The sequence below is a fragment of the Dietzia sp. 111N12-1 genome (assembly GCF_001658045.1).
Classification (GTDB): Bacteria; Actinomycetota; Actinomycetes; order Mycobacteriales; family Mycobacteriaceae; genus Dietzia; species Dietzia kunjamensis.
In genome coordinates, this window is sequence record NZ_LSSV01000036.1 from 1 (window position 1) to 26,923 (window position 26,923).

Sequence of the window (26,923 nt, forward strand, 5' to 3'; positions counted from 1 at the left end):
TCCACAAGGGCGTCGACGGCATGTCGAGTGTGTCGGCGATCCTGGCCACCGAGGAAGCCGCCGTCCTGGCCGAGGCCCTCGACCAACGCGTGAAAGACCACAAGTACGCCGACGCCCAAGCCGCCGCCAACACCCAAGCCGACACCGCCAACCCCGGCGCCGGCGGCGCTGGCGGCTCTGGCGAGGTCGAGGATTACTCGATCGCCGAGCGTCGCGCCGACGCCCTGATGTCCCTGGTGTGCGGCGATCCCGGCCTAGCCGGCACCCCCACCCGCCCCGGCCGGCCCGGCGCGCCGGGTGCCGGGGTGGCGTTGCGGCCGAAGGTCACCGTCATCGCCACCGGCAACACCGCCCGCGACGCCGGCGGCGCCCGAGTGGAGTTCACCCGCTCCGGCCAGGCCGCTCTGCAGGCCCTGCTCGACATGCTCGCTACCAGCGACGGAGCCACCTTCGAACCCATCGACCCGCGCATCGGGGCCGCCGACGACGCCCGCGCCGCCCTGCAGTACCGGCCCAGCGCCGAACTCGCGCGCCGGATCCGGCTACGGGACGGCACCTGCCGCCACCCCGGCTGCGCGATCCCGGCCGAGGCCTGTGATCTGGATCATGTGGTGCCGTTCGATCACGCCGACCCCCAGCGGGGCGGGCACACCATCGAGGGCAACCTCGCCGCGATGTGCCGGCGTCATCACCGGTTCAAGACCTTCTCCGACTGGATCTACGACCTGCAGCCCGACGGCACCCTGCTGGTGCGCACCCCGGACGGTTCGACCATGCTCACCCGACCCTCCGGCCCACTGGCCGAGTACCGGCGTGAACAGGCCCGCGCCGAGACCGAGGCGTGGACCCGGCAGCAACGCCGCAGCCCCGGGCCCACCGGTGACGAGAAGGCCGACGCGGAGCCGACGTTCTGGTCGCGCCGCGCGGCCCGCCACCGCACCGAACGCCGCAAGGCCGAAAGCGCCCGCACCTTTGACCCCGCCCCACCCGCCCCTGGGGCTGGCACGGGCGCCAGGACCGGCAAGGCCACCGGGACCGGCACATGCACAGACGCCGCCACCCCCGCCAGCGCCACCCCTGAGAGCGCCAGCCGCTGGTGGGCCCGCAACAAGCCCCACCACAGCGACATCGAAAAAGGCATCCGCGCCCTACTCCACGAACGCCTCGACGAACTCATCGACCCACCACCGTTCTGACCTGACCGCGCAGTTTGCGGCGCAGTAGCTGGGTGCCGGGCCCTCACCCCTCCAGTCGAGTCACCACGCCGCGGTCGCCGTCCACTCGGACGCGGTCGCCGGTGCGCAGCGTTCGGGTGGCATCGATGGTGTTGACCACGCATGGCAGGCCGTACTCGCGGGCGACCACCGCGCCGTGAGAGACAGCACTGCCGATATCAGTGACCAGCGCCGCGATCACCGTGAAATACGGAGTCCAGCCCACGTCCGTCACGGGCGCGACCAGGATCTCACCGGGCTGCACCTCCCGGGCATCGACGATCGACCGGGCCACCCGCACCACGCCCTCCACCGTTCCGCGGCTCGCCGGACGGCCCACGATGTCGCCGCCCGCAGCCTCGCGGGGCGGCCGGGCGATCAACGCAGTCGGCCGACCCACCGACACGTCCGGGAACTCGAGCGCGTCCTGGAACGCCAGCGCCTTCCGGCGCTCGACAGCCTGCGCGACCAGCTCCTCCGGGGAGGCCGACACGCTGCCGTTCGGGCCGTGGCTCCCGAGTCCGCCGGTCACCGGGTCCGGCGCGCCGACGATCCGCGCCAGCTCGGGCCGGTCGAAGAAGAACACCAGATCCGCATCGGGCAGCCGCCCGGACGCCGAGAGCACCTCGCCCAGATGCCGATAACCGCGCTTCAAGGAGTGCGCCATCAGCGCCATCTTGGACTTGGTCTCCTCGCGGCCCCGCGCCCCGGCCCGGGCCCACCGCGCCAGCTGGCGGATCGCGCGTGACTCCGGCTCCGGGACCGCCGCGGTCTCGGACGCCCGCCCACCCCGTTCGAGCGTGGACCGCACCATGACCTGCATGATCGCGCCCAACCCCTCGGGATCGTCGGCCCACGACGCGTCTCGCATGCACAGCTCGCGATACCCGCGATGGCCATGGCGTGACAGGAACCGCCGCAGCGCGACGCCCCACCCGTCGGCCGAGGCGAGCACCGCCTCCACCGCCGCGCCGGGATCCGCGCCGAGAAACCGCTCGGCGGCGCCGGAGTCGGCGGCCAAGAACCGCACCACCGACTCGAGCTCGGCCAGCATGAGCGCACTCTCCACATCCGCGGCGCCGGCCATGAGCCGGGAGGCCTCGGCGCGGCCGTCGTCCTCGGTGCCGCCCGCGGCGACGGCCTGCCGCATGAGCACGCTCTCCAGCACGTTGGCCGCGACCGCCGCCCGCGACGAGGACCGCACGTGCGTCAACCTCACCTCGCAGTACAGCCGCATCCCGTCCTCGAGCTGCCGCCACATCCGTAGAGGGTCACAGCCGGTGGGGACCTCGAACGCGCCGATCTGCTCGCCCAGACCCCGCACGGCCGGGCCCGCGGTGAGGGCGAACGTCGACAGTCGAACCGTATTACCGAGTCGCCGCGGGAACGGCTGCGGCGGCTTGGGCACGAGCTCGTCGACCACCCGCCCGCAGATCGACGTGGAGAACTGCTCCAGCGAATTGCCCAGCAGTCCCGAGCTCAGCGCGGTGCCCTCGGTGAGGTTGAGGAACATGTGCCCGGAGAAGTAGCCCACCTGCAGCCAAGGTTGCTCATAACTCGGCTGCGCGCGGGCGACCACCTGGATCAACTGCAAGGCGTGGTCGATCGCGTACCCCGACACCGACGCGGTGAGCGGGCAATACGCCCCCGGCATCATCTCGCCGATGTTGCAGCGCGTGTACACGTGGTCGCTGCCGGCGAGTGTCGAATCCATCCCGCCCAGGTCCGCGGGCAGCGTGGTGACGGGCCGCGCCTGCAGCCACCACAGCCGCCCCTGCCGGTCGATCGCCCACTCCAGATCCATCGGCCTGCCCCAGTGCCGCTCGGCGGTCAGTGCGCCGGAGCGGATCACCGCGATGTCCTCGCCGAGGAGCACCGGGCGCTCGCCGACCTCGCGCGCCGCCACGCCGCCGGCGGTGTCGAGGACCAGGTGGTCGGGGGAGGCAGTGCCGTCGACCAGGGACTCGCCCAGCCCGGCGACGGCGTCGATCACCATGAGGTCGCGCCGCCCCGTGGTGGGGTCGGCGGTGAACACCACGCCGGCCGCCCGCGCGTCGACCATCTGCTGGACCACCAGGTGCATGGTGGCGGGGGAGTCGGCGGCGGGGGAGTCGGGCCCCGCGCCGCGGTAGGCCGTCGCGCGCCCCGAGGCCGCCGACGCCACGCACGTCCGCACCGCCTCGGCCAGTGCCTCGGCCGAGTCCACGCCCAGCACGGTGTCGTACTGCCCGGCGAACGACTGGTGCGCGCCGTCCTCCCCGGCCGCCGAGGACCGCACCGCGACGAGGGTCGCGCCCGCGTCGGCCATACGCCGGTACCACCGGGCGGCGGTGTCGGCTGGGACGGTGGTGTGGGCTGGGACGGTGGTGTCGGACGGAGTGTCGACGACGACGAGGTCGCCCCCCGCGTCGGCGATGACGAACCCCGGCGGTACGTCCAGGCCCAGTCGGATGAGCTCGGCCAGACCTGCGGCTTTACCGCCGTAGCTGTCGTCGGTGACCTGCTCGAACTCGACGGTGTTCATGGCCGGCCCGCCAACTCGTCGACGATCTGCGCGAGCGCATCGGTGGCGATCGGCCCGGTCTGGTACAGGCACACGCGGTCGCCGACGCCGTTCACGCGGTCGCGGACGTGGGCGGCGACCTCGGCCGGGGAACCGCACGCGGCGATCGTGTGCAGGATCTCGTCGCTGATGAGCGAGGTCATCTCCTGCCACCGCCCCTGCTTGCTCATGGCGTTCAGCTCGGGCTGCAGATCGCCCCAGCCGTGGGCATCCAACACCGGTTTGTAGGCGGGCGTCGAGCCGTAGAACGCCAACAGGCGGCGGGTGGACATGTGGTCGTCGTCGTCGCTCCTGTCGTCCGTCACGGACACGATCACCTCGGGCACCACCTCGAACTCCTCCTCGCTCCGCCCGGCGGCCGCCAGGCCCGCCCGAACCCTTGGCATCGTGTGCTCGTGGAGGAACCGGGTGGTGCCGAACGGCATCACGAGCAGCCCGTCGGCGACCTCGGCGGCCGCGCGCGTCAGTCGCGGGCCGAGCGCACCGAGGTAGATGGGCGGCGGGCCGTACGGGGTGGGCGGCGGCACGAACGTCGGGGTCATGAGGGTGTGGCGGTAGAACTCGCCGCGGAAGTCCAGTCGCTCGCCCGTGGCCCATGTATGGAAGATCGCCCGCAGGGCGCCCACGAGGTCCTTCATCCGCTCGACGGGCCGGTCGAACCCGGTGCCGTAGCGCTTCTCGATCTGCGCCCGGATCTGCGTGCCCAGGCCCAGGATGAACCGGCCCTCGCTGAGCGTCTGCAGATCGTGGGCCTGGTGCGCCAGCTGGATGGGGTTCCGCGGGAAGGCGATCGCCACGTTGGACATCAGGTCCAGGCCGCCGACCTGCGAGGCCAGCACGAGCGGGGTGAACACGTCGTGCGGGCCCTCGAAGGTGAACACCCCGGACGCGCCCGCCTCCCTGAGCTCCTCGGCGCGCCGGACCGCGTCGGTCGGGCTGAACAGGGCGGTCATGACCTTCATGCGCGCGCCCCAGCGTCCGCGCCGTCGGTCCAGTCCGAGAACCCCGAGGGGTGATGCGGGCCGATCACCCCGTGCTCGAACAGGCCCGCGCCCTCGCGTCGGGTGCCGTCGGCCTCGGTGCACACCGCGTGGCCCACGTGGTCGATGAGACTGAACGCCGCCCCGGCCATGACCTGCGGGTCCGTCAGATCAAAGGTCACGCGGTCGGTGAAGTTCTCGCCCTTCCAGCTGCCGTGGGCCCACGTGGAGTCGCCGCCGTAGCCGGAGCCGAACGCGATCGGGGCGTACAGCCGGGACTCCACCTCGAGCCGGATCCGCTCACCCGCGCGGTTCATGAACTCCACCCGCACGCCCGTCGGGATTCGGGTGCCGGGCGTGTACTCGACCGCCACGCGCACGCCGTCGAGCTGCTCGACCCGGCCGTCGGCCCAGCGGCGGGTGCAGTCGTAGAGGCTGCGGTGGCCGTCGGGGTCCTCCTGCAGGATGAGGAACAGCTGGAAGTCGTCGAACGCCAGCGGGAGATACAACCACCACATGCCCCGGAAGGCCGTGTCGGGCCTGCCGGCCGGTTCGGCCTCGCCCACCGGGCGGATACCCCACGAGCGGTCCCGGGCGGCGACCGACGAGGAGTGGGTGACCTCCATCTTGTCGTCGTCGACCTCGATCCACCCCTCCCGCGAGCCGACCTGCGCGAACCGGCTGGCCTGGAGCGTCACCCGCCGGTCGGTGAGCATGGAGTGCGGGTCCTCCAGCGCGGCGGGGAACAGGCCGCGCCACGTCAGGTCCGCGGCGATGCCCTCCGTTCGCTCGAGGGTCAGCCGGATCTCCCGCAGTGGCTCGATCACCTCCAGCCGGTACCCGCCGACGTGGGGGTTGAGGCGGTCGTCGTCGATGGCGTCGCTCATCCGCACCGCGGTCTGCGTGTCGCCGCGGCGGACCACGAAGTACGCGTCCTCCACGCCCAGGCGCGGGTAGTAGCCGATCCCGGTGAGCACCATGAAGCGGCCCTCGCGATCCAACACGTTGAAGTAGGAGCGGTCGTAGAAGTTGCGGTCCGAGGTGGCCGGCCACGTCAGCGGCGCGGGCGTCTGGTGGATGGGGAACTCGTCGAGCGGACTCAGGTGCACGGGGCTCTCCGTGGGGTGCTGGGTGGCGGCGTCTCGCGGTCTCGCGTCGGCGGCGGGAATACGATGTGCGGCGTATCGGAACTAGGGTGAGACCATGACAGCAGACGGCGACACCGCGCGCGGCGGATCAGCGAAGTCCGCGCCCGGGCGGCCGCGCGACGGCCGGATCGACGCCGCGATCATCACCGCCACCCGCGAGCTCGTCCTCGAGACCGGCTACCCGGCGCTGACGCTGTCTGCCATCGCGGCGCGCGCCGGCACGACCACCGCCGCGCTGTATCGCCGCTGGTCGAGCAAGGCGCAGCTCGTCCACGAGGCGGTGCTCGAGGCGGAGGTGATCCCGGCGTTCGAGTTACCCGATGGCGCGGGCGGCGCGGCGAGCAGCGCAGGCGGGGCTGATGCCGCTGTCGGGGATCCGCAGGCCGACATCCGCGCGCTGGTGGAGACCGTCCGCGTGCTGTTCGACCGGCCCGAGGTGCGCGTGGCCCTGCCCGGCCTCATCGCCGACACCGTGGCCGATCCCGACCTGCATGCCCGGATGATCGCCCGGCTCGCCGGAAACCTGCCAGCTTTCGAATCGCGCTTCGGTCGGGCCCGCCGGAGCGACGACCACCTGCCCGTGCTGGCGGAGGTCGTCGCGGGCGCCGCGATCTTCCGGCTGCTGGTGAGCCCTGACGCCGCGCTGGACGACGAGTGGGTCGAAGAGCTGACCGCGCTCATCACCGGGCGGTGGCAGGCGGGCGGCTGAGGCGGGGGCCGGTCAGGAACCCGCGATCGCCAGGATGATCCAGACCGGCAGCCACAACCCGAAGGTCAGCAGCGTGAGGATCAGGTGCAGGGCGTGGTTGACGCGCCTGACCTGCCCGCCGTGCACGTACACCGTCTGCTGCATCGGCGGATAACCGAACTGGGGCGGGTAGGGGCCCTGAGGGAACTGGTGCGGCGCCACGTGCAGGTGCTGCGGGATGTACTGATCGGCGTACCCGAACTGCTGGCCGGGGCCATACGGGGCGGTCGGACCGTAGGGCGCGGCGGGCGGCATGCCGTACGGGAACCCACCCTCGTGGGCCAGCGGCTCGGGCGGTCGCGCGTACGGCTGGGCCGGCTGGTGCGGGTGGGCGAAGCGCTGGGGTTCGTAGCGCTGGGGCTCAGGCTGCTCGGCGGGCGGGAACTGCGCCGTGGGGAACTGCTCGGTGGGGAACTGCTCGGTGGGGTTGGCCTGCCCCGGCGTCTCGGACCGGTCGAGCCAGTCCTCGGACCACGGCCCGTCCGGTCGCCGCGCGTGCTGCTCGTTCATGCTGGCTCGATTCGAGGGGTCGCTGGCGGGATGGGACGCCCTCCAACATAACCCCCGACACCGCCCCGTTGACACCGGTCAGGGCCGATCTCAGGGTCGGATCCGGGTCACCCTGAGGGGCCGCGGTGTGATTCCGAGGGGCGGCAGTGTGAATCTCGGGAACATTCCGGTCCGCCACCCATCCGGAATGCGGGGGCCTCCGAATCCTGTATAGACGCCCAGACAGGAGATCCATCATGAGCACGGTCCCCGCACGTCGCCGCAGCACGATCACGACGGTCGCCCTCGTCGGCCTCGGCCTCACCGCCGCGACCCTCGCCTTGGGGACGGGACTGCTGACGATCGGGTCGTCGTTGAACACCGCCGTCGCATCCGCCGAACTCGCCGCCGGAGCCGCACTGATGTCCCGCACCACCTGGATGCTGCCCGCCCTGTTCACCGTCATGGTGTTCGCGGGAATGGTTGTTGCCGTTCACCTGATCGGCGGTCGCAGACGCCCGCAGACCACTGAGGCCCGGGTGCGCACCCGCGACAACGAGCCCCACCTCGCCATCCCGTTCGAACTCCGTGCTCCGGACCGGGCCGTCGCCGAGGCCACCCGCGGACTGTTCCGCCACATCGACTCCTGAATCGGATCCCGGGGCGGGGTGACCTCGTCGTCGTCGTACCTTTGTCCGGCACACCCCGCCGGTGCCACGATGGGCGCATGGCGAAAAAGGACAAGCGTTTCGAGAAGATCCATTCCGAGTCGATGGGGTTCGGCGGGACCGCGGAGATCCTGCGCGACACCCGCACCGGCGTCTGCTACCTGTGGCGCTCGGCCGGTGGGAGCGGGGGCGGGCTCACCGTGCTCGTCGACGCCCAGGGCAAGCCGCTGATCGAGTACGGGCTCTAGTTCTCCGCAGCCGGGGAGACTCTGCAGCCGGGGGCGACGCTGCAGGTCAGCCCGCGCACGCCCCGCCGGTGCCGCCGCCGGTGCCGGAGGTCGAACCGAGATCTGCACCCAGCTTCTCCGCGAGCCTCGGCGCGAGCCCGGTCGGGGTGGGCTGCGGACACGTCGGCACGGTCGCGGGCGCGGTCGCGGACATCAGCGAGGACCCGCCCGGCGGCGCGGCGGAATGCGCCGTGGTGGTCGCCGAAACGGCCCCGGGTTCAGGGGTCGGGTCGGCGGCGGGGACCCGGATGATCACGGACGCCGAATCGTCGCCGTCGCCGTCGTCGTCGCCGCCCCTGTCGTCTCCGGTGGCGCGGGCGCCCTTCGGGTCGCGATCGGCCTCGGAGTCACCGGTGTTCGGGCCCGGAACGGCGACGGTCGACGACAGGACCCAGGTCTGTGGACCGGGAGTCTGCGGGACGGGGTCGGCGGATGTGGTCGGGACGACCGCAGCCGATCGTTCCAGGCCCAGCGGCACCAGGAAGAACAGGCCGAGGAGGAGCGCCACACCCAGGACGGCCCAGCCGAGCCCCGGAGGGGAGGCCGGGCGCGGAGCGCCTTTTGTGGTGCCGTGAGCCGGGGAAGGGGTCTGCCGGGTGGCGGCGTTGTCTCCGACAGGGCGGCGATCTCCGTGTCTGGACCGCCTGAAGCCGACCATCGTGTCTCCCTCGGCAAGGCACCGCCGCGGATCGGCTCTGTGCGACTGCGGGAGACACTCACCACCCCTTCTCCCAGCAGTACCATCGCCGAGAGTTTGGTAAGCGTTACTTCACGATCTCGGATGACGTGGCCTGCGAACAGGGAGGCTGGAAGTGACCGCCGGTCCAGACGGCTCGCGCGGCTGCCACCCGGGGGCGCTGTTGATCGTGAGCTCAGCCGATCGCGGCGAGCAGGTCGGCGCAGGCCTTCTCGCAGCGCCGGCAGGCCCGGGCGCAGTGCTTGCAGTGCTCGTGCATCTCGGCGTGCTGCTCGCAGTCGTCGGCGCAGGCGGCGCAGGCCGTCCGGCACGCCGTCAGCTGCGCCTTGACGACCTCGAGGTTGCTGCCGGTTCGGCGGCTCAGCAGGGCGGCGGTGGCGGCGCAGACATCCGCGCAGTCGAGGTCGGTGCGGATGCAGTCGCGCAGGTCGGCGACGGACTCCTCGGCGAGGCACGCGTCGGCGCACGACGTGCAGGTGGTGGCGCAGGACGCGGCCGCGTCGATGGCCTCGGCGAGCAGGTCCACGTCGAGGCCGTCGGTCGGATTCGGATGGGACGTGATCATCTCGGAAGTGCTCATTCCTCTACGCTACTGATGCCGCCCGGTGGCGCAAGGTCTGAGATCAAGACGATATAACGCCTGGTGGGCGGGCTCGGAGGTGTCCTTCAGGGGCGGGGCGCAGGCCGCGCGAGCCCTCCCGCGAACCCGTCGATCAGGTCCGCCACATAGGTGCCGTGCGGGGGACCGACCTCCGGGGGATCGCAGGCCCGCGCCGCGAGTTCCGCGGTGAGCATGACGATGAACTGCCGGACCCGGTGGCGGGCCAGGTCCGGGCCGCACGCCGCCGTCGCGGCCGCGACCAGCATCTCCAGCTGATCCTGCAGTGCGGTGTCCGCGACCGGTCCGGTGTTGACCGTCCGGCCCACCTCCGCGAGTGCTCCCATCTGGCCGATCACCCGGAGCGTCCAGCGGCCCTCGTCGTCGTCCAACAGGTCCGCCAACGGGGACACCACCGCCCGCACGATCTCGGCGAGGTCGGGCGGCGACGACGCCCACGTTCGCAGGTCCGCGCGTCGCTCGGCCTCCATCCGCAGGACGCCGCGGTCCAGGACCTCCCGGAGCAGTCCCGCGCGGCCGCCGAAGTGGTAATTGATCGCGGAGTCGTTGCCCTGGCCGGCATCGGCGACGATGTCGCGGACCCGTGCCGTCCGCCAGCCGTCCGAGGCGAAGCGGCGCAGCCCGGCGAGGTAGAGGGCGTCCCGGGTGGCCGTGGCGCGGGGTGTGGTGGGGCGGGGGGTAGTGGAGCGCGGGGTGGTGGGGCGGGGCACGTCCCCGAGTCTAGAGGGGCCCTTCCCATTGTTTAACAGTCCGTGTTAAATGGCGCCATGACCCCGCGCGCCATGCCTCAGCCCGCCATGACCCAGCAGCCGGCGACGGCCCCCACGTTCGACCCGTTCGACCCCGCGCACCTCGCCGACCCCTACCCGGGCTACCGGCTGCTGCGCGAGACCGATCCGGTGCACCATCACCGCGGCGACGGCACCACCGCCCACCCCGACTTCTGGGCACTGTGCCGCTACGCCGACGTCGACGCCGCCGTGTGCGATCCCGGGACGTTCTCCTCCGCCAGCGGGCTGACCTTCTACCGCGACGAGATCGAGAAGCTGGGGCTGGCCCCGACCATCGTCATGATGGACCCGCCCGAGCACTCCGGGAAGCGGCGGCTGCTGGCCAAGGCGTTCTCCCCGAAGCGCGTCGCCGCCACCGAGCCGCAGATCCGCGACTTCGTCCGTGGGCGGCTGGCAGAGATGGCCGAGAGGTACGACGACGACGAGGTGGTCGATCTCCACCGCGACTTCAGTGCGCAGATCCCAACGTTCGTGCTGGCCCACCTGTTCGACCTGCCGACAGCGGACCGCCCGCTGTTCGGCCCGTGGGTCAGTGCGCTGACGACCCTGCAGGAGGAGGGATTCTGCCCGGCCGGCCTCGAGGGCGGGGCGGTGGACGCGGTGGCGGAGATGTTCGCCTACTTCGGTGAACTCACCGCCGAGCGGAGGGCCCACCCGGGTGACGACCTCATCTCCGCTCTGGCTCAGGCCGAGATCGAGGGCGAGCGGCTGGACGACTGGGACATCCTCGGCTTCTGCTTCGTCATCGTCGCCGGCGGCAACGACACCACCGGCAACCTCATCTCGCACACCGTCGCGCTGCTCGACTCCCATCCGCGGCAGCGCGAGATGCTCGCGGCCGACCCCGGGCTGATCCCCGGCGCGCTCTCGGAGTGCCTGCGCTTCGAGTCGAGCGTGCAGGCGCTCGCGCGGACGACCACCCGCGAGGTGACCGTCGGAGGGACGACGATCCCGGCGGGGGAGAAGGTGATGATGCTCTACGGCTCGGCCAACCGCGACGAGCGCGAGTTCGGTCCCACCGCCGGGCAGCTCGACATCACGCGCGAGATCAGCGGGCACCTCGGGTTCGCCCGCGGCCCGCACTTCTGCATCGGCTCGCACTTCGCGCGGCTCCAGGCACGCATCGCGGTGGAGGAGCTCTACGCCGCGCACCCGACGGTCGGGGTCGACCGGGACTCGGCGGTTCGGGCGCTCTCGCCGTTCACCCGGGGGTTCGTCTCGCTCCCCGCGACGGGCCTGGCCTGACCTGACCTGACCTAACCTACGGCTGGGCATCAGTCGTGTTCGGGCCGCCTCCGATTGCGCTTGATCTCGGCCCGGCGGCGTTCATGCTGGACACGTCGCCGCTGCGAACCGCGAGTGGGTCGGGTCGCACGCCTGGCGACCGGCGGCGCCACCGCTTCACGCAACAGCTCTCCGAGGCGCTGGCGTGCCGTCGCCCGGTTGCGCCGCTGCGACCTGTTCTCCTCCACGCTGACGGTGAGGACCGTGCCGGACAGTTTCGGGGCGAGGGTGAGCAGGGCCCGTTCGCGCTGGACCTCGTCCAACGCCGTCGTGGTGCCCAGGTCGATGCTCAGCTGCACGCGCGAATCGGCGGTATTGACGTGCTGGCCGCCGGGGCCCGACGACCTCGAGAAGCGCTCGACCAGGTCTCCCGCCGGCACCGTGAGGCCACGGGGCGCGCCGGGCCCCGGAGTCACGCGCAGGCCGTCCATGGAGCCAGTATCCCGCACCGACGAGCGCGGCCGGGAACCCGACAGCAGTCCGGACGTCAGTCGAGCTGCTCCTGCGGCAACTCGGCATCCGTGCCCGCCGCCCGGCGCTCGTCGACCAGACGGGGCTCGACCCGCTTTGAGGGATGGAACCCGGCCTTGTCCGCGTAGAAGGCACGGATCCTGTCCATGTCCGCGGCCACGTCGCCGGTCAGATCGATCGTCGGGCCGAGCCCGGTCGTCATGGTGCTGCGATCGACGTAGCCCAGCGTCACCGGCATGCCGGTTTCGCGGGCGATCCGGTAGAAACCCGACTTCCAGTGCGTGTGCCCGCCGCGGGTGCCGTCCGGGGCGACGACCAGGCCGAACGTCTCGCCCGCGTGGACCTGCCCGACCACGTCCTCGACGACCCGGGCGGGGTTCGCCCGATCGACCGGAACCCCACCGAGCGCCCGCATGATCGGCCGGCGCCACCCGGTGAAGAGGCTGGCCTTGCCGAGCCAGTGCATGTCGATGCCCAGTCGCCAGGCGATACCGAGCATGAACACGAAATCCCAGTTGGACGTGTGCGGTGCGCCCAAGAGCACCGTGGGTCGATCCGGAGCCGGTCGGGTCGACAACTCCCAACGGCTGAAGAACCAGAAGGCGCGGGAGACGAGGCGGCGGATCACCCCGTCACCCTAGGCCACCGCCGCGTGCGGCGGAGGGGGTCGAGGCCGGACGGGAAATCAACACACAATCGACGCAGTTACACTGCGAATATAACGATATAGTCATCTTTACGACGGCATCGTCGATCCAGACGAGTGTCGTGTCACCTACTCCTGAGGAACCGCTATGGGTGCTCCGCAACCCGCTCCGTCCCACTCCGATCCGAACCCCGGCTCGACGGCCCCGCCCAGATCCGGGCAGGGGACCCGTCCACTCAACTGGATCATGCTCGTCGCCGGGGTGCTGCTCACGGCGCTGGGCCTGGGACTCACGGCGGCCGGCATCCTGCTCGCCGCAGCAGAGGCCTCACAGCGGGACGGGCGGTATGCGTACACCGAGACCGAGCAGTTCCGCTCGGTCGGCAACGCGATCATCACGGCCCCGTTCACCCTCGACCTGGACGGGGAGCAGGCCGCCTCCTCGGGCGCAGTCGATCTCGAGGACCTGATCAGCGTCCGGGTCCGCGCCACCCCCGTCGTCCCGGGACAACGGGTGTTCCTCGGCATGGCGCCCGCCGATGCCGTCGACGAGTATCTCCGGGACGTGCCCCACGCCGTGTTCGGCACCGACCCGTGGGCCGACGGCTATGGCATGGACGCCTCGGACTGGACCGGCCGATCAGGCTCGAATGACGACGTCGACGAGGTCCCCGGGACGCGAGTGCCGGGCCCTCCCGCCGACGAGCGGTTCTGGGAGCGTTCCGTCACCGGCTCCACCCAGCAGACCCTCAATGTGGATCTGCAGTCCGGAAACTGGGTGATCGTCGTGATGAACAGCGACGGCAGCCGCCCGGTGTGGGTGGACGTGCAGGCGGGGGCCCACACCGAGTTGTTAGGATTCGCGAACCCGGCCACGCTGATCGCCGGGATCGTCGGTCTGGTGCTCGGGATCCCGCTGATCCTGCTCGGTGCCGCCGGGCTGGGTCGCGACGTCGAGCGTCGACATCCGGGCGTCGCTGACGCTGCGGGTGCCGATGTCACGGGCAGGTTGACCGGCCCCGATCCGCTGCGGCTGACCGGCCATCTGGATCCGGGCGTCTCCCGCGCACTGTGGCTGATCAAGTGGGCGCTGGCCATTCCGCACTACATCGTGCTGGCGGTCCTGGGCTTCGCCGCGGTCGTGGTCACGGTGGCCGCGGGCCTGGCGATCCTGTTCACCGGCCGCTACCCGCGCTCGTGGTTCTCCTTCATCGTGGGCGCGATGCGGTGGCACTGGCGGGTCGGCTTCTACGCCTACGCCGCCCTGGGCACCGACCGGTACCCGCCCTTCGCGCTGGGCCGGGCGGACTACCCCGCCGATCTGGACGTCGTCTACCCCGAACGTCTGTCGCGGGGTCTCGTGCTGGTCAAGTGGTGGCTACTGGTGATCCCGCACCTGCTGATCGTCGGCATCATCACCGGCAGTGGCGCGGCGGCGGTCGACGCCTCGACCGACAACGACGGCATCAGCGTCGGCTTCACCCTGCTGGGACTCCTGGTGCTGATCGCCGCGATCGGCCTGCTGTTCACCGGGCGCTACCTGCCGGGCCTGTTCGCACTGAACGTCGGCCTCAACCGCTGGGTCTACCGGGTCGCGTCGTACGTTCTGCTGCTGCGCGACGAGTACCCGCCGTTCCGCCTCGACCAGGGGCCGACCGAACCGGCACCCGCCGCCGAGCACGCCACACCCGCCGAGTACGCCACACCCGACGGGCCTGCCTACCGCTGAGGGGCCGCGCGGGGGCCTCAGCGGTCGCCGGTGATGACGCGGGCCAGCAGATCCGCCAGCCGCTCGTCGATGCCCTCGCGATCGGCCTCGGGGATGTCCAGCGCGTCGAGCAGCGCGCCCCGGAGCACGGGCCAGGCGTACACGGCGGTGAAGACCAGCAGCAGCTCGACGTCGCCGGCGGGCGGGGGAGAGGTCATCCGCCGCAACGCGGCCGCCGGACGCTGCGACGGGTCGAGCATCGGCGGGAACGCCGCCTCGCGGTCCAGGGCCAGCCACGCGAGCAACCGGCTGATCTCCGGATGCGACGAGGCTCCCAGCAACATCCCGCGCGCGGCCTCACCGGCGTCGTCGAGGTCCTCCAGGCGGGCGGCACCGTAACGCACCGCATCCTGCATCACCTCGGTGAGCAGCGCGTCCTTGCGCCCGATGTGCCGGTGGATCAGGCCGAGATTGACCTGCGCCGCGTCGGCGATATCGCGCAGCGGGACGTTCGGACCGCGATCGGACAGCAACCTGCGGGCCTCCCGCATGACCGCCGAGCGGACCTCGTCGCGGCCGGTCGGGCGTGTGGGGGACGGGCTGCCCGCGTTGTCGTCGTCGCCACGGTTGTCGTCGCCACTGCTGCCGTCCCCGTTCGGGGCGCCTGGCGCGCCTCCGACGGCATTCTTCCCGGTTTCCATTCCCGAACTGTACACAATTGACTACAGTCGCTGCTGTGCGCGCGACACGCGCGCCCCGACCCCCTGCGAAAGGCCAGCGATGAGCACTCCCGACCGCCGCGACGACATCGACGCCATCAAGTCACTCAAGTACCGCTACCTCCGCTGCGTCGACCTGCGGCTGTGGGACGAGCTCGCCCAGACGCTCGCGCCCGACGTCACCGCGTCCTACGGTAAGCGCCTGTCCTACACCGGCCGCGACGAGGTGGTCTCCGGACTGCAGGGTCAGATGACGAACGACGTCATCACCGAGCACCAGGCCCACCACCCCGAGATCGAGGTCGACGGCGACACCGCCACCGGCCGCTGGTACCTGCAGGACCGGGTGATCGTCCCCGCCTTCGACACGATGATCTTCGGCAGTGCGTTCTACTCCGACACCTACGCCCGCATCGACGGGCGCTGGATGATCACGAAGACCGGCTACAAGCGCACCTACGAGGCGATGATCAACCTCAAGGACGTGCCCAGCTTCCAGCTCAACGACAACCACCTCGCACCGTCGAGCGCCGAGTAGCAGCACCGGGCACCGGTAGGGGGTCGGACGGACCGTCATGGAGCTGATCTGGGTCGCGGCCGGGTGCGTGGCAGTGGCCTCGGTCATAGGAGGGATGACCGGATTCGGCACGTCGCTCATGGCGACCCCGTTCATGCTCATGGCGGGCATCGGCCTGACCGAGACGGTCGTGGTCAATCTCGTGGTGGCGCTGGTGACGAGGGTGGGCGTCACCTACCAACTCCGCCAGCACATCGAGTGGCGACGCGTCGCCATCCTCGGCGGGGCGAGCCTCCCGGGTGCCTGGCTGGGCGTGCAGACCGTGAGCATGCTGCCCGAAGAGCACCTCAAACCGGCGGCGGGGGTCATCACCATCCTGTGTGGGCTGGCCATGGCACTTCCGACCGCACGCGTCGCGCGCCCGCCGTCGGCCCGGCTCACCGCGGTCACAGGCGCTATCGGCGGCTACTTCTCCACCACCACCTCACTCAACGGGCCGCCCGTGGTGCTGCTGCTCAGCCGCGCCAGGCTGCCCCCACTGAGCTTCATTGCCGACCTCGCCGGTTACTTCGTCGTCACCAGCATCGTGTCCCTGGCGTTGTTGTGGGCGGGCACGGACGTCGACCTGCGGGAACTGACGCCCATGCTCGCGGCCTGTGTCGTCGTCGGAGTGGCGTTCAACCAGCTCGGCATCGCGATCGCCACACGACTGCCGACCCACGTGTTCCGCTCGTCGGTGATCGCCCTCGTGGTGGTCGCCGGCCTCGTCACCATCATCACGGCGTGATCGCCGCCCACCGAGATCCCGATCAACCACGGAGGACCCCATGACCGAGAACACCCAGAACACGCCCGGGGCGGGCACCGACCAGCCGGGCGCGGCCGCACAGTCCGGCGCCGACCGCGACAACCGCCTGGCCGGCAAGGCCGCGATCGTCACCGGCGGAGGACAGGGCGTCGGCCGCGGCATCTCGCTCGGCCTCGCCGAATCAGGCGCGGCGGTCCTGCTGGTCGGTCGCAGGATGCACAAGCTCGAACGCGTCGCCGAGGAGATCCGCTCCGCCGGCGGCACCGCCGAGTGCCTCGCCGCCGACATCGTCACCGACGGTGCACCGGAACAGATCATCGCCACAGCCGTAGAGCGCCTCGGCGGGGTGGACATCCTCGTCAACAACGCCAACATGGCCATGCCCCTGCCGCTGTCCGACTACCCGGACGACGACTTCCGCAAGGCCTTCGAGGGCGGCCCCCGCGTCTCGCTGACCCTGATGAAGCTCGCCCGGCCTGAGATGGCCAAGCGCGGAGGCGGCACGGTCATCAACCTCGTCACCTCCGCCGCCGTGCGCTGGGACGCCGCCAACTACGGCATCTATTCCGCAGTGAAGGAAGCCGTCCGCGCCCTCACCCGCGCCGCCGCCTACGAGTGGGCCGCCGAGGGGATCCGCGCGCTCAACGTGGCCCCGCACGCCCACAGCCCCGGGCTCGACTGGTGGATGGAGAACAACCCGGAGGAGGCCGCCGAGTTCGTCGCGGGCATACCCGCCGGCCGGGTGGGCGACCCCCTCGCCGACATCGGCCGCCCCGTCGCCTGGCTGTGCTCCGGCGAGGCCTCGTATCTGAGCGGTGCGACCATCCCGTTGGACGGCGGCCAGTCCCGCTGGGGCTGACCTCGTCGTCGTCGTCGCCCCCCGACCCACCGCCGTCGCCTGACGCCCCGCACCGAGAGGCCCCCGCAATGACCGACACCCCCGCCGCCACCGGCGGCACCGACACCCCCGGCCGCGACGCGCTCGCCCTGGCCGCCGACATCGCCTCCGGCGCCACCACCGCCGCCGAGGTGCTCGAGGACGCCATCGCGCGCATCGAGGCCCTCGACCCGCAGCTGAACGCGATGGTCGCCACGCGCTTCGACGCCGCGCGCGCCGAGGTCGAGGCCGGGTTGCCCGACGGCCCGCTGCGCGGCGTGCCGATCGTCATCAAAGCCCTCGGCACCGACGTGGCCGGCCTGCCCGCCGCCGACGGCTCACGGCTGTTCGCCGACGTCGTGGCCGACGTGGACAGCACCGTGGTCCAGCGCTACAAGGCCGCCGGGATGGTGGTGCTCGGCACGACCAACGTGCCCGAGATGGGCAAGACCACCACCACCGAATCGCTCCTGCACGGGCCGTGCCGCAACCCGTGGGACACCGCGCACTCCACGGGCGGGTCGAGCGGCGGATCGGCGGCGGCCGTGGCCGCGGGCATGGTCCCGGTCGCCCACGGCACCGACGGCGGCGGGTCCATCCGCATCCCCGCCGCGATGTGCGGGCTCGTGGGACTCAAGCCCAGCCGCGGCCGCGTGCCCACGTGGCCGCACCCCGACGCCCTGTCGTCGCCCCTGTCCTACCACCACGCTCTGACGACGACCGTCCGCGACAGCGCCGCGCTGCTCGACGCCGTTGCCGGCCACCGCCCCGGCGACGCCTACGGGGCCCCCACGCCGCCGCGGCCCTTCCTCGACGAGGTCGGCGCCGACCCCGGCCGCCTGCGCGTGGGGATGCTGCGTGTCGCGCCCGGACCGTTCCCCACCGACCCCGCCTGCAGTGCCGCGGTCGATCACACCGCCGAGCTGCTCGCCGGGCTCGGCCACGACGTGCGCGAGGTGGAGTTGGACGTCGATGTGCTCGAGGGGATGTCGGCCGTCGGCGCCATCATGGGCGCCCAGCTGCGGGCGACCATCGACGCGCGCCTCGCCGCACTGGGAAGAGACCTCGACGACGACGACATCGAGCCCTGGACCCGGGTGATCCTCGACAACGCCATGACCCACTCCGCGCCCGACGTCGCGCGGGCCCTGCAGACCGCCACCCGGACCGGCTGGCGCGTGGCCGAACTGTTCGGGCCAGGTGGCGTGGACGTGCTGATGCTGCCGACGCTGCCCTCCACCACCCCGGAGCTGGGCTACCTCGACCCGACCGACCCGGAGGCGATGTGGACGCGGTCCTCGGCGTTCTCGGTGTGCACGAGCATGTTCAACCTCTCCGGGCAGCCGGCCATCTCCCTGCCGCTGGCCGCGGACGACCGCGGGTTGCCCATGGGCCTGCAGCTGGTCGCCGACTACGCCCGGGAGGACCTGCTGCTGCGGCTGTGCGGGCAGCTCGAGGCGGCCGCGCCGTGGGCCACCGTGGCGCCGGGGTACGACGGGTGGTGACGGGCCCGGCCAGACGAGTGGCCTGAGCTGGCCCGCGTCCGGGGCTTCTGGGCTCCTGGGTTCCTGGGCTCCCGGCACGCTTGGCATCTGCTCCCGCGCCTGGCGTCTCGCGCTCGGTGTTGGCTTCCCGCGCTCGGGGTTGGCTTCTCGCGTTCGCCGCAGTGCGCCCATTTCGGCGCAGCCGCCCCCTGGCATGGCGTCTCGCTCCCGGAAATGCACGGGATCTCACCAGCCGCTCCTGGCCGTGGCGTCTCGCCCACCCCGCGGTGCGCGCGAGACGCCACGTTGGGGCGCGGCTGTGAGCGGCGCGGCTGTGAGCGGCGAGGCTGCTGTCCGCCTGGCCCGCCCGCCCCACCCCGCCTCGCGCCACCCCGGACAGCCGACGGCCCCGGATCCCGTGGAGATGTCTCCGGGATCCGGGGCCGTCGGTGTTCGAGAGGCGGGCGGGCCGCGCGATTACTCCTGGACGAACGCCCCGTCGAAGAACATCGTGGAGTAGAGACTCGGCGAGACGCCCTTGACGGAGTCGTCGACCACCACGTACTCCTGCGCATTGGCCATCACGGCGAACGGCACGACCCGGTTGTAGACCTCCTGCAGGTCGGTCGCCGCGGCCTTCTGCGCCTCGAGGTCGCCGGCGGCCTTGAACGCGGTCACGGCCTTCGTGAGCTCGGGGTCGTCGACGCCCGGGATGTTGAGTGAGCCACCGGGGGTCATGGCGCTGGCGAAGGTGGAGGCCGGGTCGGCGTCCGAGGGGGACAGCCCGCCGATGACGGCCTCGTAGTCGCCGGTGAACTGGCGGGCCACGACCTGCGCGACCGGCTGGCTCTGGATGGTGACGTTGAAGCCCGCCGCGTCGAGCAGCGCCTTCACCGCCACGCCGGACTCCATGTTCTCCGGGCTGTCCGCCACGAGCAGGGTGAGCTCGCCGTTTCAGTCCGGACGGTCGGCCTTGACCTCGTCGATGAGAGCGGTGGCCTGCTCGACGTCGAACTCGGGGCCCTGCTGCCCGTCGTAGAAGCGTGAGGACTCCGCGATGATGGCGGACGTGGGCTGGCCGAGACCGCCGGTGAGGCGCTGATCGATGAGCTCCCGGTCGAGCGCCATGGCGAACGCCTGACGGGCCCGCTCGTCGGTGAGGACGCCGTCGTATCCGGCGTTACCGGCGTTGAGGTTGACGATGGAGCCGGCGCTGGTGATGGTCTCGAAACCCCGGTCGCCGGCGTCCTGGGCGGCGGTGACGGTCTTGGCGCCCCGCAGGAACCCGACCTGGACCTCGCCGGTCTGGAACGCCTCGTAGGTGCCCTGGGAGCCGGGGATACGGATGAACTCGAGGGTGGGGCAGACGGGACCGCCGTAGTAGTCCGGGTTGGGCTCCAGCACCAGCTCCTGGTCCGGGATGTACTCGGAGACCGTGAACGCGCCGGCACCGATCGGATTGCGGGCCCACTGGGCGGGGTCCGCGGCCTCGTAGGCGTCCTTGGGGATTACCTCGCCCGCGGTCCCGGCCAGCAGGATCGGGAAGCCGGCCCACGGCTCGGTGAGCGTGAACTCGACGGTCAGCGGGTCCACCACGCGGGCCTGCTCCACCTGCATCGCGTCGGTCATCGCGTTGGAGACGTTCTTCGGGTCCTTGTGGAGGTCGATCGTGAACGCGACGTCCTCGGCGGTGAGCGGATCGCCGTTGGAGAAGGTGACGCGGTCGCGGAGCGTGAGCGTCCATACGGTGTTGTCGTCATTCGCCTCGAGCGACTCGGCCAGCTTGGGCTCGAACTCGGCAGCCTCGGGGTTCCACCGCATGAGGCGGTCGTAGACGGCCGCGGACTCGGTGGCCCCGCGGACACCGAACTGGCCCTGGCCGGGCGCGAACGAGGGGAGCATCGCGTACTCGCCCATGGTGATGGTGCCGCCGACGCGGTCGGCGGTGCAGCGCTCGGACTGGTCCGGGGCGGTGGCGCCGGAGGCCGAGGCGGTGGGATCGGCTCCGCCTCCTCCGCATGCGGTGAGCGCGAGGGTGGTCGCGGCGAGGACGGCCAGGGCGCTGGTGGCGCGGGTCATCTGTTCTCCTGATCGTGAGGGGCGGCGGGCCGGTCGGCCCACCGCTCATAGGTGTTTCCGGCACAGAGATGCCCCGGGCTCTCACCGGTGGGCGGGAGCCCGGGGCACGTCTGTGTGGTACGGGGGCGGCCCGTCAGGACCGCGGGGGAGTGATCACTCCTTCACGAACGCCCCGTCGTACAGGACGGTCGAGGACAGGGTCGGGGTGAGTCCGCCGACCGTGTCGGAGACGGCCACGTACTGCTCGGCGTTGGCCATCACGGTGAACGGCTGCACCTCGTTGAAGACCTCCTGCAGGCGGGTCATCGCCTCCTTCTGGGCGTCGAGGTCCGCGGCGGCCTTGAGCTCGTTGACCGCGGCGGTGAGCTCGGGGTCGTCGATGCCCGTGAGGTTGGTCGCGCCGGTCGGGGTGAACGCGCTGGCGAACGTGGACGCCGGGTCGGCGTCCGAGGTGGCCAGGCCGCCGATCACGATCTCGTAGTCGCCGGTGAACTGACGCGCGGTGACCTGGGAGACCGGGGCGTTCTCGATCTGGACGTTGAACCCGGCCGCGTCCAGCAGCGCCTTGGCCACGACGCCGGCCTCGATATTCTCGGGGCCGTCGGAGATGAGCATGCGCAGCTCGCCGTCCCAGTCGGGGCGGTCGGCCTTGAGCTCCTCCACGAGCGCCTTCGCACGCTCGACGTCGTACGTCGGGCCCTCCTGGCCGTCGTACAGGCGGGAGGACTCGGCGACCAGGGCGGAGGTCGGCTGGCCCTCGCCGTCGTACAGGCGCTGGTTCCACAGGTCGCGGTCCATGGCGGCGGCGACGGCCTGGCGGGCGCGGACGTCGGTGAGGATGCCGTCGTAGCCGGCCTTGCCGGAGTTCATGTTGATCACCGAGCCGGAGCTGATGATCTCCTCGAAGCCGCGGACGTCATCGGACGTGGCCATGTTCAGGAACTTGGCGCCGCGCAGGAAGGCGACCTGGAGCTCGTCGGTCTGGAACGCGTCGTAGGTGCCCTGGGAGCCGGGGATGCGGATGAACTTCAGGGTGGGGCAGACGGGCCCGCCGTAGTAGTCGGGGTTGGGCTCCAGGACGGTCTCCTGGTCGGGGATGTAGTTGGCGACCGTGAACGCGCCGGCGCCGATCGGATTGCGGGCCCAGTCCTGCGGGTCGGCGGCCTCGTAGGCCTTCTGGGGGATGACCTCACCGATGGTGCCGGCGAGCGCGACGGGGAACCCGGACCACGGCCGGGCGAGCGTGAACTCGACGGTGAGCGGGTCCACCACGCGGGTCTCGGTGATCTCCATCGCGTCGGTCATGGCGACCGAGCGGGTGGCGGGGTCCTTGTGCAGGCCGACGGTGAACGCGACGTCCTCCGCGGTGAGCGGGTCGCCGTTGGAGAAGGTGACGCCGTCGCGGAGCGTGAGGGTCCACACGGTGTTGTCGTCGTTGGCCTCGAGGGACTCGGCGAGCTTGGGCTCGAACTCCTCGGCCTCGGGGTTCCACACCATCAGCCGGTCGTAGACGGCCGCCGACTGGGCGCCGCCGCGGACGCCGTACTGGCCCTGGCCGGGCGCGAAGGACGGGAGCATGGAGAACTCGCCGACGGTGATCGTGCCGCCCGCCAGATCCTCGGTGCAGCGCTCGGACTGGTCGGGGGCCTGGCCCTCGGCGCCGCCGGAGGCGGAGGTGGACTCCTCCCCGCCGCCGCAGGCGGACAGGGTCAGGGCGGCGGCCGCGAGGACGGCCATGGCGCTGGTGGTGCGCTTCATCGATTCTCCTGGAGAGGGTGGTGGCACGCGACCTGGTGGCCGGGTGCGATGTCGACCAACGGGGGGCGTTCGGTGGCGCAGATGTCGGTGGCCAGTGGGCACCGGGTTCGGAATCTGCATCCGGATGGGGGGTTCAGGGGCGAGGGCAGCTCGGAGCTGGTCGCGGTGATGGAGTCCTCGCCGAGCGTGTCGGCGAGCGTGCCGCCGAGCGTGGGCGCGGACGAGATGAGGAGCATCGTGTACGGGTGGGCCGGGGCCCGGTACAGCGACTCGGTGTCGGCGACCTCGCAGACGGTGCCGAGGTACATCACCGCCACGCGGTCGGCGATGTTGTGCACCACCGACAGGTCGTGGGAGATGAAGATCATCGTCAGGCGGTAGCGCTCCTTCATCTCCTCGAGGAGGTTGAGGATCTGTGCCTGCACGGAGACGTCGAGGGCCGAGACCGGCTCGTCGCACACCAGCACCTCGGGCTCCAGGACGAGTGCGCGGGCCAGGGCGATGCGCTGGCACTGCCCGCCGGAGAACTCCGACGGGCGGCGGCCGCCGGCGTGCTCGGGGTCGAGTCCGACGGCCTCGAGGGCGGCGTCGACGCGGCGACGGATCTCCTCGCGTCCACCGTCGACGCCCTGGATCTCGAGGCCCTCGGCCACGATGTCGCGGACCCTGCGGCGCGGGTTGAGGGAGGACACGGGGTCCTGGAAGACCATCTGGATCATCTTGCGGGCCCGGGTCAGGGCCGCTCCGGACAGCGAGCACAGGTCCGTGTCGTCGACCATCACGCGCCCGGAGTTCGGGCGGGGCAGCTGCAGCATCGCCCGGCCGAGGCTGGACTTTCCACAGCCGGACTCGCCGACCAGGGCCAGTGTGGAGCCGCGGGGGACCGTGAGGGAGACGTCCGAGACGGCGTGGACCGTGCCCTTGCGGGTGTGGTACTCGACGGTCACGTGGTCGACGACGAGTTTGTCGGCCCCGTGCTCGTCGACGACGACGTCGGCATCGGCCGGAGGGCCCGCGGCGTCCGGCTCGGCCGAACCGGTGAGGTGGGGGGAGGGGACGGTCATGATGCCTCGCTGGTGGTGCTGGAAGTGGCGGGGACGAGCGGGTGATGGCACGCGGCGCGGTGGATTTCAGCGATGGGGGCGGCGAACCGCGGTGTCACGTCGGGTGCCGTCGCCAGGTCCTCGAGCGGCGGATCCACGGCGAGGCAGTCGTCGGCCACACGCGGGCAGCGGGGTGCGAACCGGCAGCCGGCGGGCATCTCCCGCAGGTTCGGCGGGCGACCCTCGATCACGGTGAGCCGGGTGTGCGGCGGCAGGTCGGGACGCGGGATCGAGTCCAGCAGCGCCCCGGTGTACGGGTGTGCGGGCTCGTCGAGCAGGGCCCGGGTGTCGCCCACCTCGAGGAACCGTCCGGCGTACATGACCCCGATCCTGTCGGTGTGCTGCGAGACCACCGCGAGGTCGTGGCTGACGAGGATCATCGCCATGTCCGAATCGGCCTGCAGCCCGTGCAGCAGGTCGAGGATCTCGTGCTGCACCGTCACGTCGAGCGCGGTCGTGGGCTCGTCGGCGATGAGGAGCTTGGGCGAGCAGGACAGGGCGATCGCGATGCCGACCCGCTGGCGCATGCCGCCGGAGAGCTGGTGCGGGTACTCGGAGAGCCGGGCGCGCGGTGAGGGGATGCGCACCCGGGTCAGCAGTTCGACCGCGTGGTCGGTGGCCTCGCGGCGGCTCAGTCCCAGGTGGTGGCGCAGCGGGTCGGTGATCTGGCGCCCGATGGTCCGGATCGGGTTGAGCGAGGTCAACGGGTCCTGGAACACCATGGCGATCTCGCGGCCCCAGAACTTCTGCGCCTCGCGCTGGGACAGGGACAGGACGTCCCGGCCGTCGAAGCGGACCGTGGAGCCCTGATCGACGCGGGCGGTGGTTGGCGCGATGCCCATGATCGACCGCACGAGCATCGACTTGCCCGAGCCGGACTCGCCCACGATGCCGATCGTCTCGCCCCGGCGCAGGGAGATGTTCACCCCGTCGACGGGCGTGATGCGACCGTCGGGGGTGTCGATGTGGGTGCGCAGGTCCCGGACCTCGAGCAGCAGGTCGGGGTCCGAAGGCCCGTGTCCGCTGGGTGCTGCGGCGGCGATGGCTGCCTCCTGGGGTTGGTGTCTCGGACGGGGATCTAAGACAACTGCTTAGAACGTGTTGCTGTGATGAGTATCACGGCATAGGGTGTCCACGTCAAGGTGATTAAGAAGCCGCCTCAGGCGGTGACTCAAACGAAGGGGTCTCCCCACGTGCTCAGGTTCATTGGCGAACGCGCTCTGCACGCGGTCGTCGTCGTCGTACTCGCGACCATCGGCGCGTTCTTCCTGATGGAGGCCGTTCCCGGCGACTCCGCGGCATCCGCCGTGGGGCCGGGCGCGACCGCGGAGCAATACCAGGCAGCCCGGGAGGAGCTGGGTCTCGACGACCCGGTCACCACCCGGTTCGCGGAATGGGTCGGCAGTATGGCCTCGGCCGACCTGGGCAACTCGCTCATCCCGCCCAACCAGCCGGTCACCGAGATGATCGGCAACGCGCTGCCGGTCACCATCCAGCTGGCGTTCCTGTCGATCATCCTGTCGCTGGCGATCGCGGTCCCGGTGGCGGTGTGGTCGGCCTACCGCCGTGGTGGGGTGTTCGACCAGGTCGCCTCGGTCGTGTCGTTCGCGTTCATCTCGGTGCCCAGCTTCGTGGCCGGGCTGCTGCTGATCTACCTGCTGGTGTTCAACCACTCCTTCGCGCAGCAGCTCATCCTCGGCGCGGCCGTCGTGATCGGGCTGGTGGTGACGCTGTCGCCGCTGGGCCGTCGGGGCGGGCGCGGGGCACCCGGCGTCACCTGGGGCCGGTCCCTCATCGCCGGTCTCGCGGTGGGTGGGGTGATCGCCGTGATCGCGCTGTTCCTGCCCGAGTTCCCCCGCCAGGGCTACGCGCCGCTGGCCGAGGGGCTGGGGGAGAACCTGCGCAGCATCATGCTGCCCGCGCTCACCCTCGCGCTGATGGAGGTCGCGATCTTCACCCGCGTCCTGCGGACCGACATGATCTCGACCCTGCAACAGGACTTCGTCCTGTCCTCGCGCGCGAAGGGCATGCCGACCGGCCACGTCCTGGTCAAGGAGGCCCTGCGGCCGTCGACGGTCTCGATCATCACCCTCGCCGGCATCAGCCTCGGTCGCCTCATCGGCGGGACGGTGGTCGTCGAGCGGCTGTTCAACCTGCCCGGTATGGGCAGCATGATCGTCGACGCCGTCCAGAACGACAATCTGCCCGTGGTGCTCGGCGGCGTGATCGTCATCGCCGTCTTCTACGTCGTGGTCAACATGACCGTCGACGTCACCTATGCACTCATCGACCCGAGGATCCGCCGTGGCTGACAACGACCCCACCCGTTCCACCGTCGCCTCGACCGCGACCGCGACCATCGCCGCGGAGGCGCCCGCCCGGCGCAAGCTGCGCCTGCCGAAGCTCTCCGCGGTCGGCACCCTGCTCGCCCTCGGGTGGACCGCCCTCATCGTTCTCGGCGCGTTGATCGTCGACTTCCTGCCGCTGGCCGAGGCGCGCGACCCGCAGTTCGCGCTGACGACCCGGTCCCTGCTGCCGCCGGATCTGCTCACGGCGCATCCCCTGGGCACCGACCGTCAGGGCCTCGACATCCTCGGCGGCCTGCTCTACGGCGCCCGGGTCTCCATCGTGGTGGGCATCGGCGGTGTCGTCATCGGCGCCCTCATCGGCGGCGCGCTGGGCCTGGTGGCCGGCTACAAGGGCGGCTGGGCCGACCGGATCGTCTCCATCATCAGCGACGTCCTGCTGGCGTTCCCGTCGCTCATCCTGCTCATCGCGATCGTCACGGTCCTCGACCCGACCCTGCTCAACGTCACCCTGGCGCTGGGGATCATGGTGGTGCCGTCGTACGCACGGCTCGTCCGCGCCAACGCGATGAGCTTCGCCGGCCGCGAGTTCGTCACCGCCGCCCGGTCGCTCGGTGCGGGAGAGACCCGCATCATGCTGCGCGAGGTGGCCCCCAACATCGTGGCGCCGGTGCTGTCCTACAGTTTCATGCTCGTGGCGGTGCTGATCGTCGCGGAGGCCTCGCTGAGCTACCTGGGACTGAGCATTCCTCGGCCCGAACCGACGTGGGGCAACATGATCAGCGCCGGTCAGTCCGATTTCGAGAGGTACCCCGGACTGGTGGGGATTCCCGCCATCGTCCTGTTCCTCACGGTGTTGAGCTTCAACCAGCTGGGCGAGGCCGCCGGCCGCAAGTGGAGCCCCGGAGCGGCCAAGATCTGATCGACGCCGACCGGCCCGGTCCGGCGGCGGTATGGGC

General features: G+C 71.4%; 27 protein-coding genes. 12 read left to right on the forward strand and 15 right to left on the reverse strand.

Annotated features, from left to right (window positions below):
- On the forward strand, nt 1-1,196 hold a 1,196-nt coding region (locus AYO52_RS09470; RefSeq protein WP_067716388.1), incomplete at its 5' end, for an HNH endonuclease.
- A gap of 43 nt (nt 1,197-1,239) precedes the next feature.
- Here the strand turns inward: AYO52_RS09470 and AYO52_RS09475 are convergent.
- The 3 genes from AYO52_RS09475 to AYO52_RS09485 are packed head-to-tail and all read right to left on the reverse strand — an operon-like array spanning nt 1,240 to nt 5,866.
- Complete coding sequence (locus AYO52_RS09475; RefSeq protein ID WP_067716391.1) at nt 1,240-3,738, reverse strand: PEP/pyruvate-binding domain-containing protein; 2,499 nt, start codon at nt 3,736-3,738, stop codon at nt 1,240-1,242.
- Nucleotides 3,735-4,739, reverse strand: coding sequence for a TIGR03617 family F420-dependent LLM class oxidoreductase (locus AYO52_RS09480; protein WP_067716394.1), 1,005 nt, complete (start codon nt 4,737-4,739; stop codon nt 3,735-3,737). The genes AYO52_RS09475 and AYO52_RS09480 overlap by 4 nt, the downstream gene beginning before the upstream one ends.
- Complete coding sequence (locus AYO52_RS09485; RefSeq protein WP_067716396.1) at nt 4,736-5,866, reverse strand: hypothetical protein; 1,131 nt, start codon at nt 5,864-5,866, stop codon at nt 4,736-4,738. The genes AYO52_RS09480 and AYO52_RS09485 overlap by 4 nt, the downstream gene beginning before the upstream one ends.
- Before the next feature lie 94 nt (nt 5,867-5,960).
- On the opposite strand from AYO52_RS09485, the gene AYO52_RS09490 reads away from it, so the two are divergent.
- Nucleotides 5,961-6,614: a TetR-like C-terminal domain-containing protein gene (locus AYO52_RS09490; RefSeq protein WP_067716399.1), complete on the forward strand. Its 654-nt coding sequence runs from the start codon at nt 5,961-5,963 to the stop codon at nt 6,612-6,614.
- A 12-nt stretch (nt 6,615-6,626) separates the two neighbouring features.
- Here AYO52_RS09490 and AYO52_RS18875 read toward each other — a convergent pair whose 3' ends face one another.
- Nucleotides 6,627-7,163, reverse strand: coding sequence for a hypothetical protein (locus AYO52_RS18875; RefSeq protein ID WP_253702041.1), 537 nt, complete (start codon nt 7,161-7,163; stop codon nt 6,627-6,629).
- A 236-nt stretch (nt 7,164-7,399) separates the two neighbouring features.
- On the opposite strand from AYO52_RS18875, the gene AYO52_RS09500 reads away from it, so the two are divergent.
- Complete coding sequence (locus AYO52_RS09500) at nt 7,400-7,792, forward strand: hypothetical protein (RefSeq protein ID WP_067716401.1); 393 nt, start codon at nt 7,400-7,402, stop codon at nt 7,790-7,792.
- A gap of 77 nt (nt 7,793-7,869) precedes the next feature.
- Nucleotides 7,870-8,058, forward strand: a complete 189-nt coding sequence (locus AYO52_RS09505; protein WP_067716403.1) for a DUF6440 family protein — start codon at nt 7,870-7,872, stop codon at nt 8,056-8,058.
- Between the two features lie 46 nt (nt 8,059-8,104).
- On the opposite strand, the gene AYO52_RS09510 is transcribed toward AYO52_RS09505, so the two are convergent.
- The 3 genes from AYO52_RS09510 to AYO52_RS18285 form a co-directional block, all read right to left on the reverse strand.
- Nucleotides 8,105-8,605 carry a hypothetical protein gene (locus tag AYO52_RS09510; RefSeq protein WP_067716406.1) on the reverse strand — a complete coding sequence of 167 codons (501 nt, stop codon included), beginning with the start codon at nt 8,603-8,605 and terminating at the stop codon, nt 8,105-8,107.
- A 364-nt stretch (nt 8,606-8,969) separates the two neighbouring features.
- Nucleotides 8,970-9,374 (reverse strand): four-helix bundle copper-binding protein, encoded by a 405-nt coding sequence (locus AYO52_RS09515; RefSeq protein WP_067716409.1) that lies wholly within the window; start codon nt 9,372-9,374, stop codon nt 8,970-8,972.
- A gap of 86 nt (nt 9,375-9,460) precedes the next feature.
- Entirely contained in the window at nt 9,461-10,123 is a 663-nt protein-coding gene (locus AYO52_RS18285; protein WP_067716412.1) for a TetR/AcrR family transcriptional regulator, read from the reverse strand.
- A gap of 57 nt (nt 10,124-10,180) precedes the next feature.
- Between AYO52_RS18285 and AYO52_RS09525 the strand changes: the two genes are divergently transcribed.
- Nucleotides 10,181-11,449 carry a cytochrome P450 gene (locus AYO52_RS09525; protein WP_082923916.1) on the forward strand — a complete coding sequence of 423 codons (1,269 nt, stop codon included), beginning with the start codon at nt 10,181-10,183 and terminating at the stop codon, nt 11,447-11,449.
- 29 nt (nt 11,450-11,478) lie between these two features.
- Here the strand turns inward: AYO52_RS09525 and arfB are convergent, their stop codons facing one another.
- On the reverse strand, nt 11,479-11,919 hold the full coding sequence (arfB, locus tag AYO52_RS09530) for an alternative ribosome rescue aminoacyl-tRNA hydrolase ArfB (RefSeq protein WP_067716417.1): 441 nt from the start codon (nt 11,917-11,919) through the stop codon (nt 11,479-11,481).
- A gap of 56 nt (nt 11,920-11,975) precedes the next feature.
- A complete protein-coding gene (locus AYO52_RS09535) occupies nt 11,976-12,587 on the reverse strand; it encodes a 1-acyl-sn-glycerol-3-phosphate acyltransferase (RefSeq protein ID WP_067716419.1) in 612 nt (203 codons plus the stop codon).
- A 166-nt stretch (nt 12,588-12,753) separates the two neighbouring features.
- On the opposite strand from AYO52_RS09535, the gene AYO52_RS09540 reads away from it, so the two are divergent.
- Complete coding sequence (locus tag AYO52_RS09540; RefSeq protein WP_253702044.1) at nt 12,754-14,334, forward strand: DUF4389 domain-containing protein; 1,581 nt, start codon at nt 12,754-12,756, stop codon at nt 14,332-14,334.
- A 17-nt stretch (nt 14,335-14,351) separates the two neighbouring features.
- Here the strand turns inward: AYO52_RS09540 and AYO52_RS09545 are convergent, their stop codons facing one another.
- Nucleotides 14,352-15,014 carry a TetR/AcrR family transcriptional regulator gene (locus AYO52_RS09545; protein WP_082923917.1) on the reverse strand — a complete coding sequence of 221 codons (663 nt, stop codon included), beginning with the start codon at nt 15,012-15,014 and terminating at the stop codon, nt 14,352-14,354.
- Between the two features lie 79 nt (nt 15,015-15,093).
- Between AYO52_RS09545 and AYO52_RS09550 the strand changes: the two genes are divergently transcribed.
- The 4 genes from AYO52_RS09550 (at nt 15,094) to AYO52_RS09565 (ending at nt 18,739) form a co-directional block, all read left to right on the forward strand.
- Complete coding sequence (locus tag AYO52_RS09550) at nt 15,094-15,570, forward strand: nuclear transport factor 2 family protein (protein WP_067716422.1); 477 nt, start codon at nt 15,094-15,096, stop codon at nt 15,568-15,570.
- Nucleotides 15,571-15,607: 37 nt separating this feature from the next.
- A complete protein-coding gene (locus AYO52_RS09555; protein ID WP_067716424.1) occupies nt 15,608-16,336 on the forward strand; it encodes a sulfite exporter TauE/SafE family protein in 729 nt (242 codons plus the stop codon).
- 40 nt (nt 16,337-16,376) lie between these two features.
- Complete coding sequence (locus tag AYO52_RS09560; protein WP_082923918.1) at nt 16,377-17,216, forward strand: SDR family NAD(P)-dependent oxidoreductase; 840 nt, start codon at nt 16,377-16,379, stop codon at nt 17,214-17,216.
- A gap of 68 nt (nt 17,217-17,284) precedes the next feature.
- Nucleotides 17,285-18,739, forward strand: a complete 1,455-nt coding sequence (locus tag AYO52_RS09565) for an amidase (RefSeq protein ID WP_067716427.1) — start codon at nt 17,285-17,287, stop codon at nt 18,737-18,739.
- Nucleotides 18,740-19,195: 456 nt separating this feature from the next.
- Here the strand turns inward: AYO52_RS09565 and AYO52_RS18880 are convergent, their stop codons facing one another.
- From AYO52_RS18880 to AYO52_RS09585, 5 genes are all read right to left on the reverse strand, one after another.
- Nucleotides 19,196-19,651 (reverse strand): hypothetical protein, encoded by a 456-nt coding sequence (locus AYO52_RS18880; protein ID WP_235027899.1) that lies wholly within the window; start codon nt 19,649-19,651, stop codon nt 19,196-19,198.
- A 21-nt stretch (nt 19,652-19,672) separates the two neighbouring features.
- On the reverse strand, nt 19,673-20,797 hold the full coding sequence (locus tag AYO52_RS09570; protein WP_253702046.1) for an ABC transporter substrate-binding protein: 1,125 nt from the start codon (nt 20,795-20,797) through the stop codon (nt 19,673-19,675).
- A gap of 153 nt (nt 20,798-20,950) precedes the next feature.
- Nucleotides 20,951-22,555, reverse strand: a complete 1,605-nt coding sequence (locus AYO52_RS09575) for an ABC transporter substrate-binding protein (protein WP_067716430.1) — start codon at nt 22,553-22,555, stop codon at nt 20,951-20,953.
- Complete coding sequence (locus tag AYO52_RS09580) at nt 22,552-23,619, reverse strand: ABC transporter ATP-binding protein (RefSeq protein WP_082923919.1); 1,068 nt, start codon at nt 23,617-23,619, stop codon at nt 22,552-22,554. Before AYO52_RS09580 ends, AYO52_RS09575 begins: the two co-directional genes overlap by 4 nt.
- The gene (locus tag AYO52_RS09585) at nt 23,616-24,584 is read right to left on the reverse strand and encodes an ABC transporter ATP-binding protein (RefSeq protein ID WP_067716433.1); all 969 of its coding nucleotides are present in this window, start codon (nt 24,582-24,584) and stop codon (nt 23,616-23,618) included. Before AYO52_RS09585 ends, AYO52_RS09580 begins: the two co-directional genes overlap by 4 nt.
- 267 nt (nt 24,585-24,851) lie before the next feature.
- Here AYO52_RS09585 and AYO52_RS09590 point away from each other — a divergent pair, with 267 nt between their 5' ends.
- Complete coding sequence (locus AYO52_RS09590; protein ID WP_067716436.1) at nt 24,852-25,970, forward strand: ABC transporter permease; 1,119 nt, start codon at nt 24,852-24,854, stop codon at nt 25,968-25,970.
- The gene (locus AYO52_RS09595) at nt 25,963-26,886 is read left to right on the forward strand and encodes an ABC transporter permease (protein ID WP_067716439.1); all 924 of its coding nucleotides are present in this window, start codon (nt 25,963-25,965) and stop codon (nt 26,884-26,886) included. Before AYO52_RS09590 ends, AYO52_RS09595 begins: the two co-directional genes overlap by 8 nt.
- Nucleotides 26,887-26,923: the final 37 nt, after the last annotated feature.

Coding starts and splice junctions, on each gene's coding strand:
- AYO52_RS09545 (WP_082923917.1), bottom strand. CDS start 15,014: ATGGAAACCGGGAAGAATGCCGTCGGAGGCGCGCCAGGCGCCCCGAAC.
- AYO52_RS09555 (WP_067716424.1), top strand. CDS start 15,608: ATGGAGCTGATCTGGGTCGCGGCCGGGTGCGTGGCAGTGGCCTCGGTC.
- AYO52_RS09475 (WP_067716391.1), bottom strand. CDS start 3,738: ATGAACACCGTCGAGTTCGAGCAGGTCACCGACGACAGCTACGGCGGT.
- AYO52_RS09540 (WP_253702044.1), top strand. CDS start 12,754: ATGGGTGCTCCGCAACCCGCTCCGTCCCACTCCGATCCGAACCCCGGC.
- AYO52_RS09515 (WP_067716409.1), bottom strand. CDS start 9,374: ATGAGCACTTCCGAGATGATCACGTCCCATCCGAATCCGACCGACGGC.
- AYO52_RS09500 (WP_067716401.1), top strand. CDS start 7,400: ATGAGCACGGTCCCCGCACGTCGCCGCAGCACGATCACGACGGTCGCC.
- AYO52_RS09565 (WP_067716427.1), top strand. CDS start 17,285: ATGACCGACACCCCCGCCGCCACCGGCGGCACCGACACCCCCGGCCGC.
- AYO52_RS09480 (WP_067716394.1), bottom strand. CDS start 4,739: ATGAAGGTCATGACCGCCCTGTTCAGCCCGACCGACGCGGTCCGGCGC.
- AYO52_RS09560 (WP_082923918.1), top strand. CDS start 16,377: ATGACCGAGAACACCCAGAACACGCCCGGGGCGGGCACCGACCAGCCG.
- AYO52_RS18875 (WP_253702041.1), bottom strand. CDS start 7,163: ATGAACGAGCAGCACGCGCGGCGACCGGACGGGCCGTGGTCCGAGGAC.
- arfB (WP_067716417.1), bottom strand. CDS start 11,919: ATGGACGGCCTGCGCGTGACTCCGGGGCCCGGCGCGCCCCGTGGCCTC.
- AYO52_RS09570 (WP_253702046.1), bottom strand. CDS start 20,797: ATGACCCGCGCCACCAGCGCCCTGGCCGTCCTCGCCGCGACCACCCTC.
- AYO52_RS09505 (WP_067716403.1), top strand. CDS start 7,870: ATGGCGAAAAAGGACAAGCGTTTCGAGAAGATCCATTCCGAGTCGATG.
- AYO52_RS09550 (WP_067716422.1), top strand. CDS start 15,094: ATGAGCACTCCCGACCGCCGCGACGACATCGACGCCATCAAGTCACTC.
- AYO52_RS09490 (WP_067716399.1), top strand. CDS start 5,961: ATGACAGCAGACGGCGACACCGCGCGCGGCGGATCAGCGAAGTCCGCG.
- AYO52_RS09575 (WP_067716430.1), bottom strand. CDS start 22,555: ATGAAGCGCACCACCAGCGCCATGGCCGTCCTCGCGGCCGCCGCCCTG.
- AYO52_RS09525 (WP_082923916.1), top strand. CDS start 10,181: ATGACCCCGCGCGCCATGCCTCAGCCCGCCATGACCCAGCAGCCGGCG.
- AYO52_RS09580 (WP_082923919.1), bottom strand. CDS start 23,619: ATGACCGTCCCCTCCCCCCACCTCACCGGTTCGGCCGAGCCGGACGCC.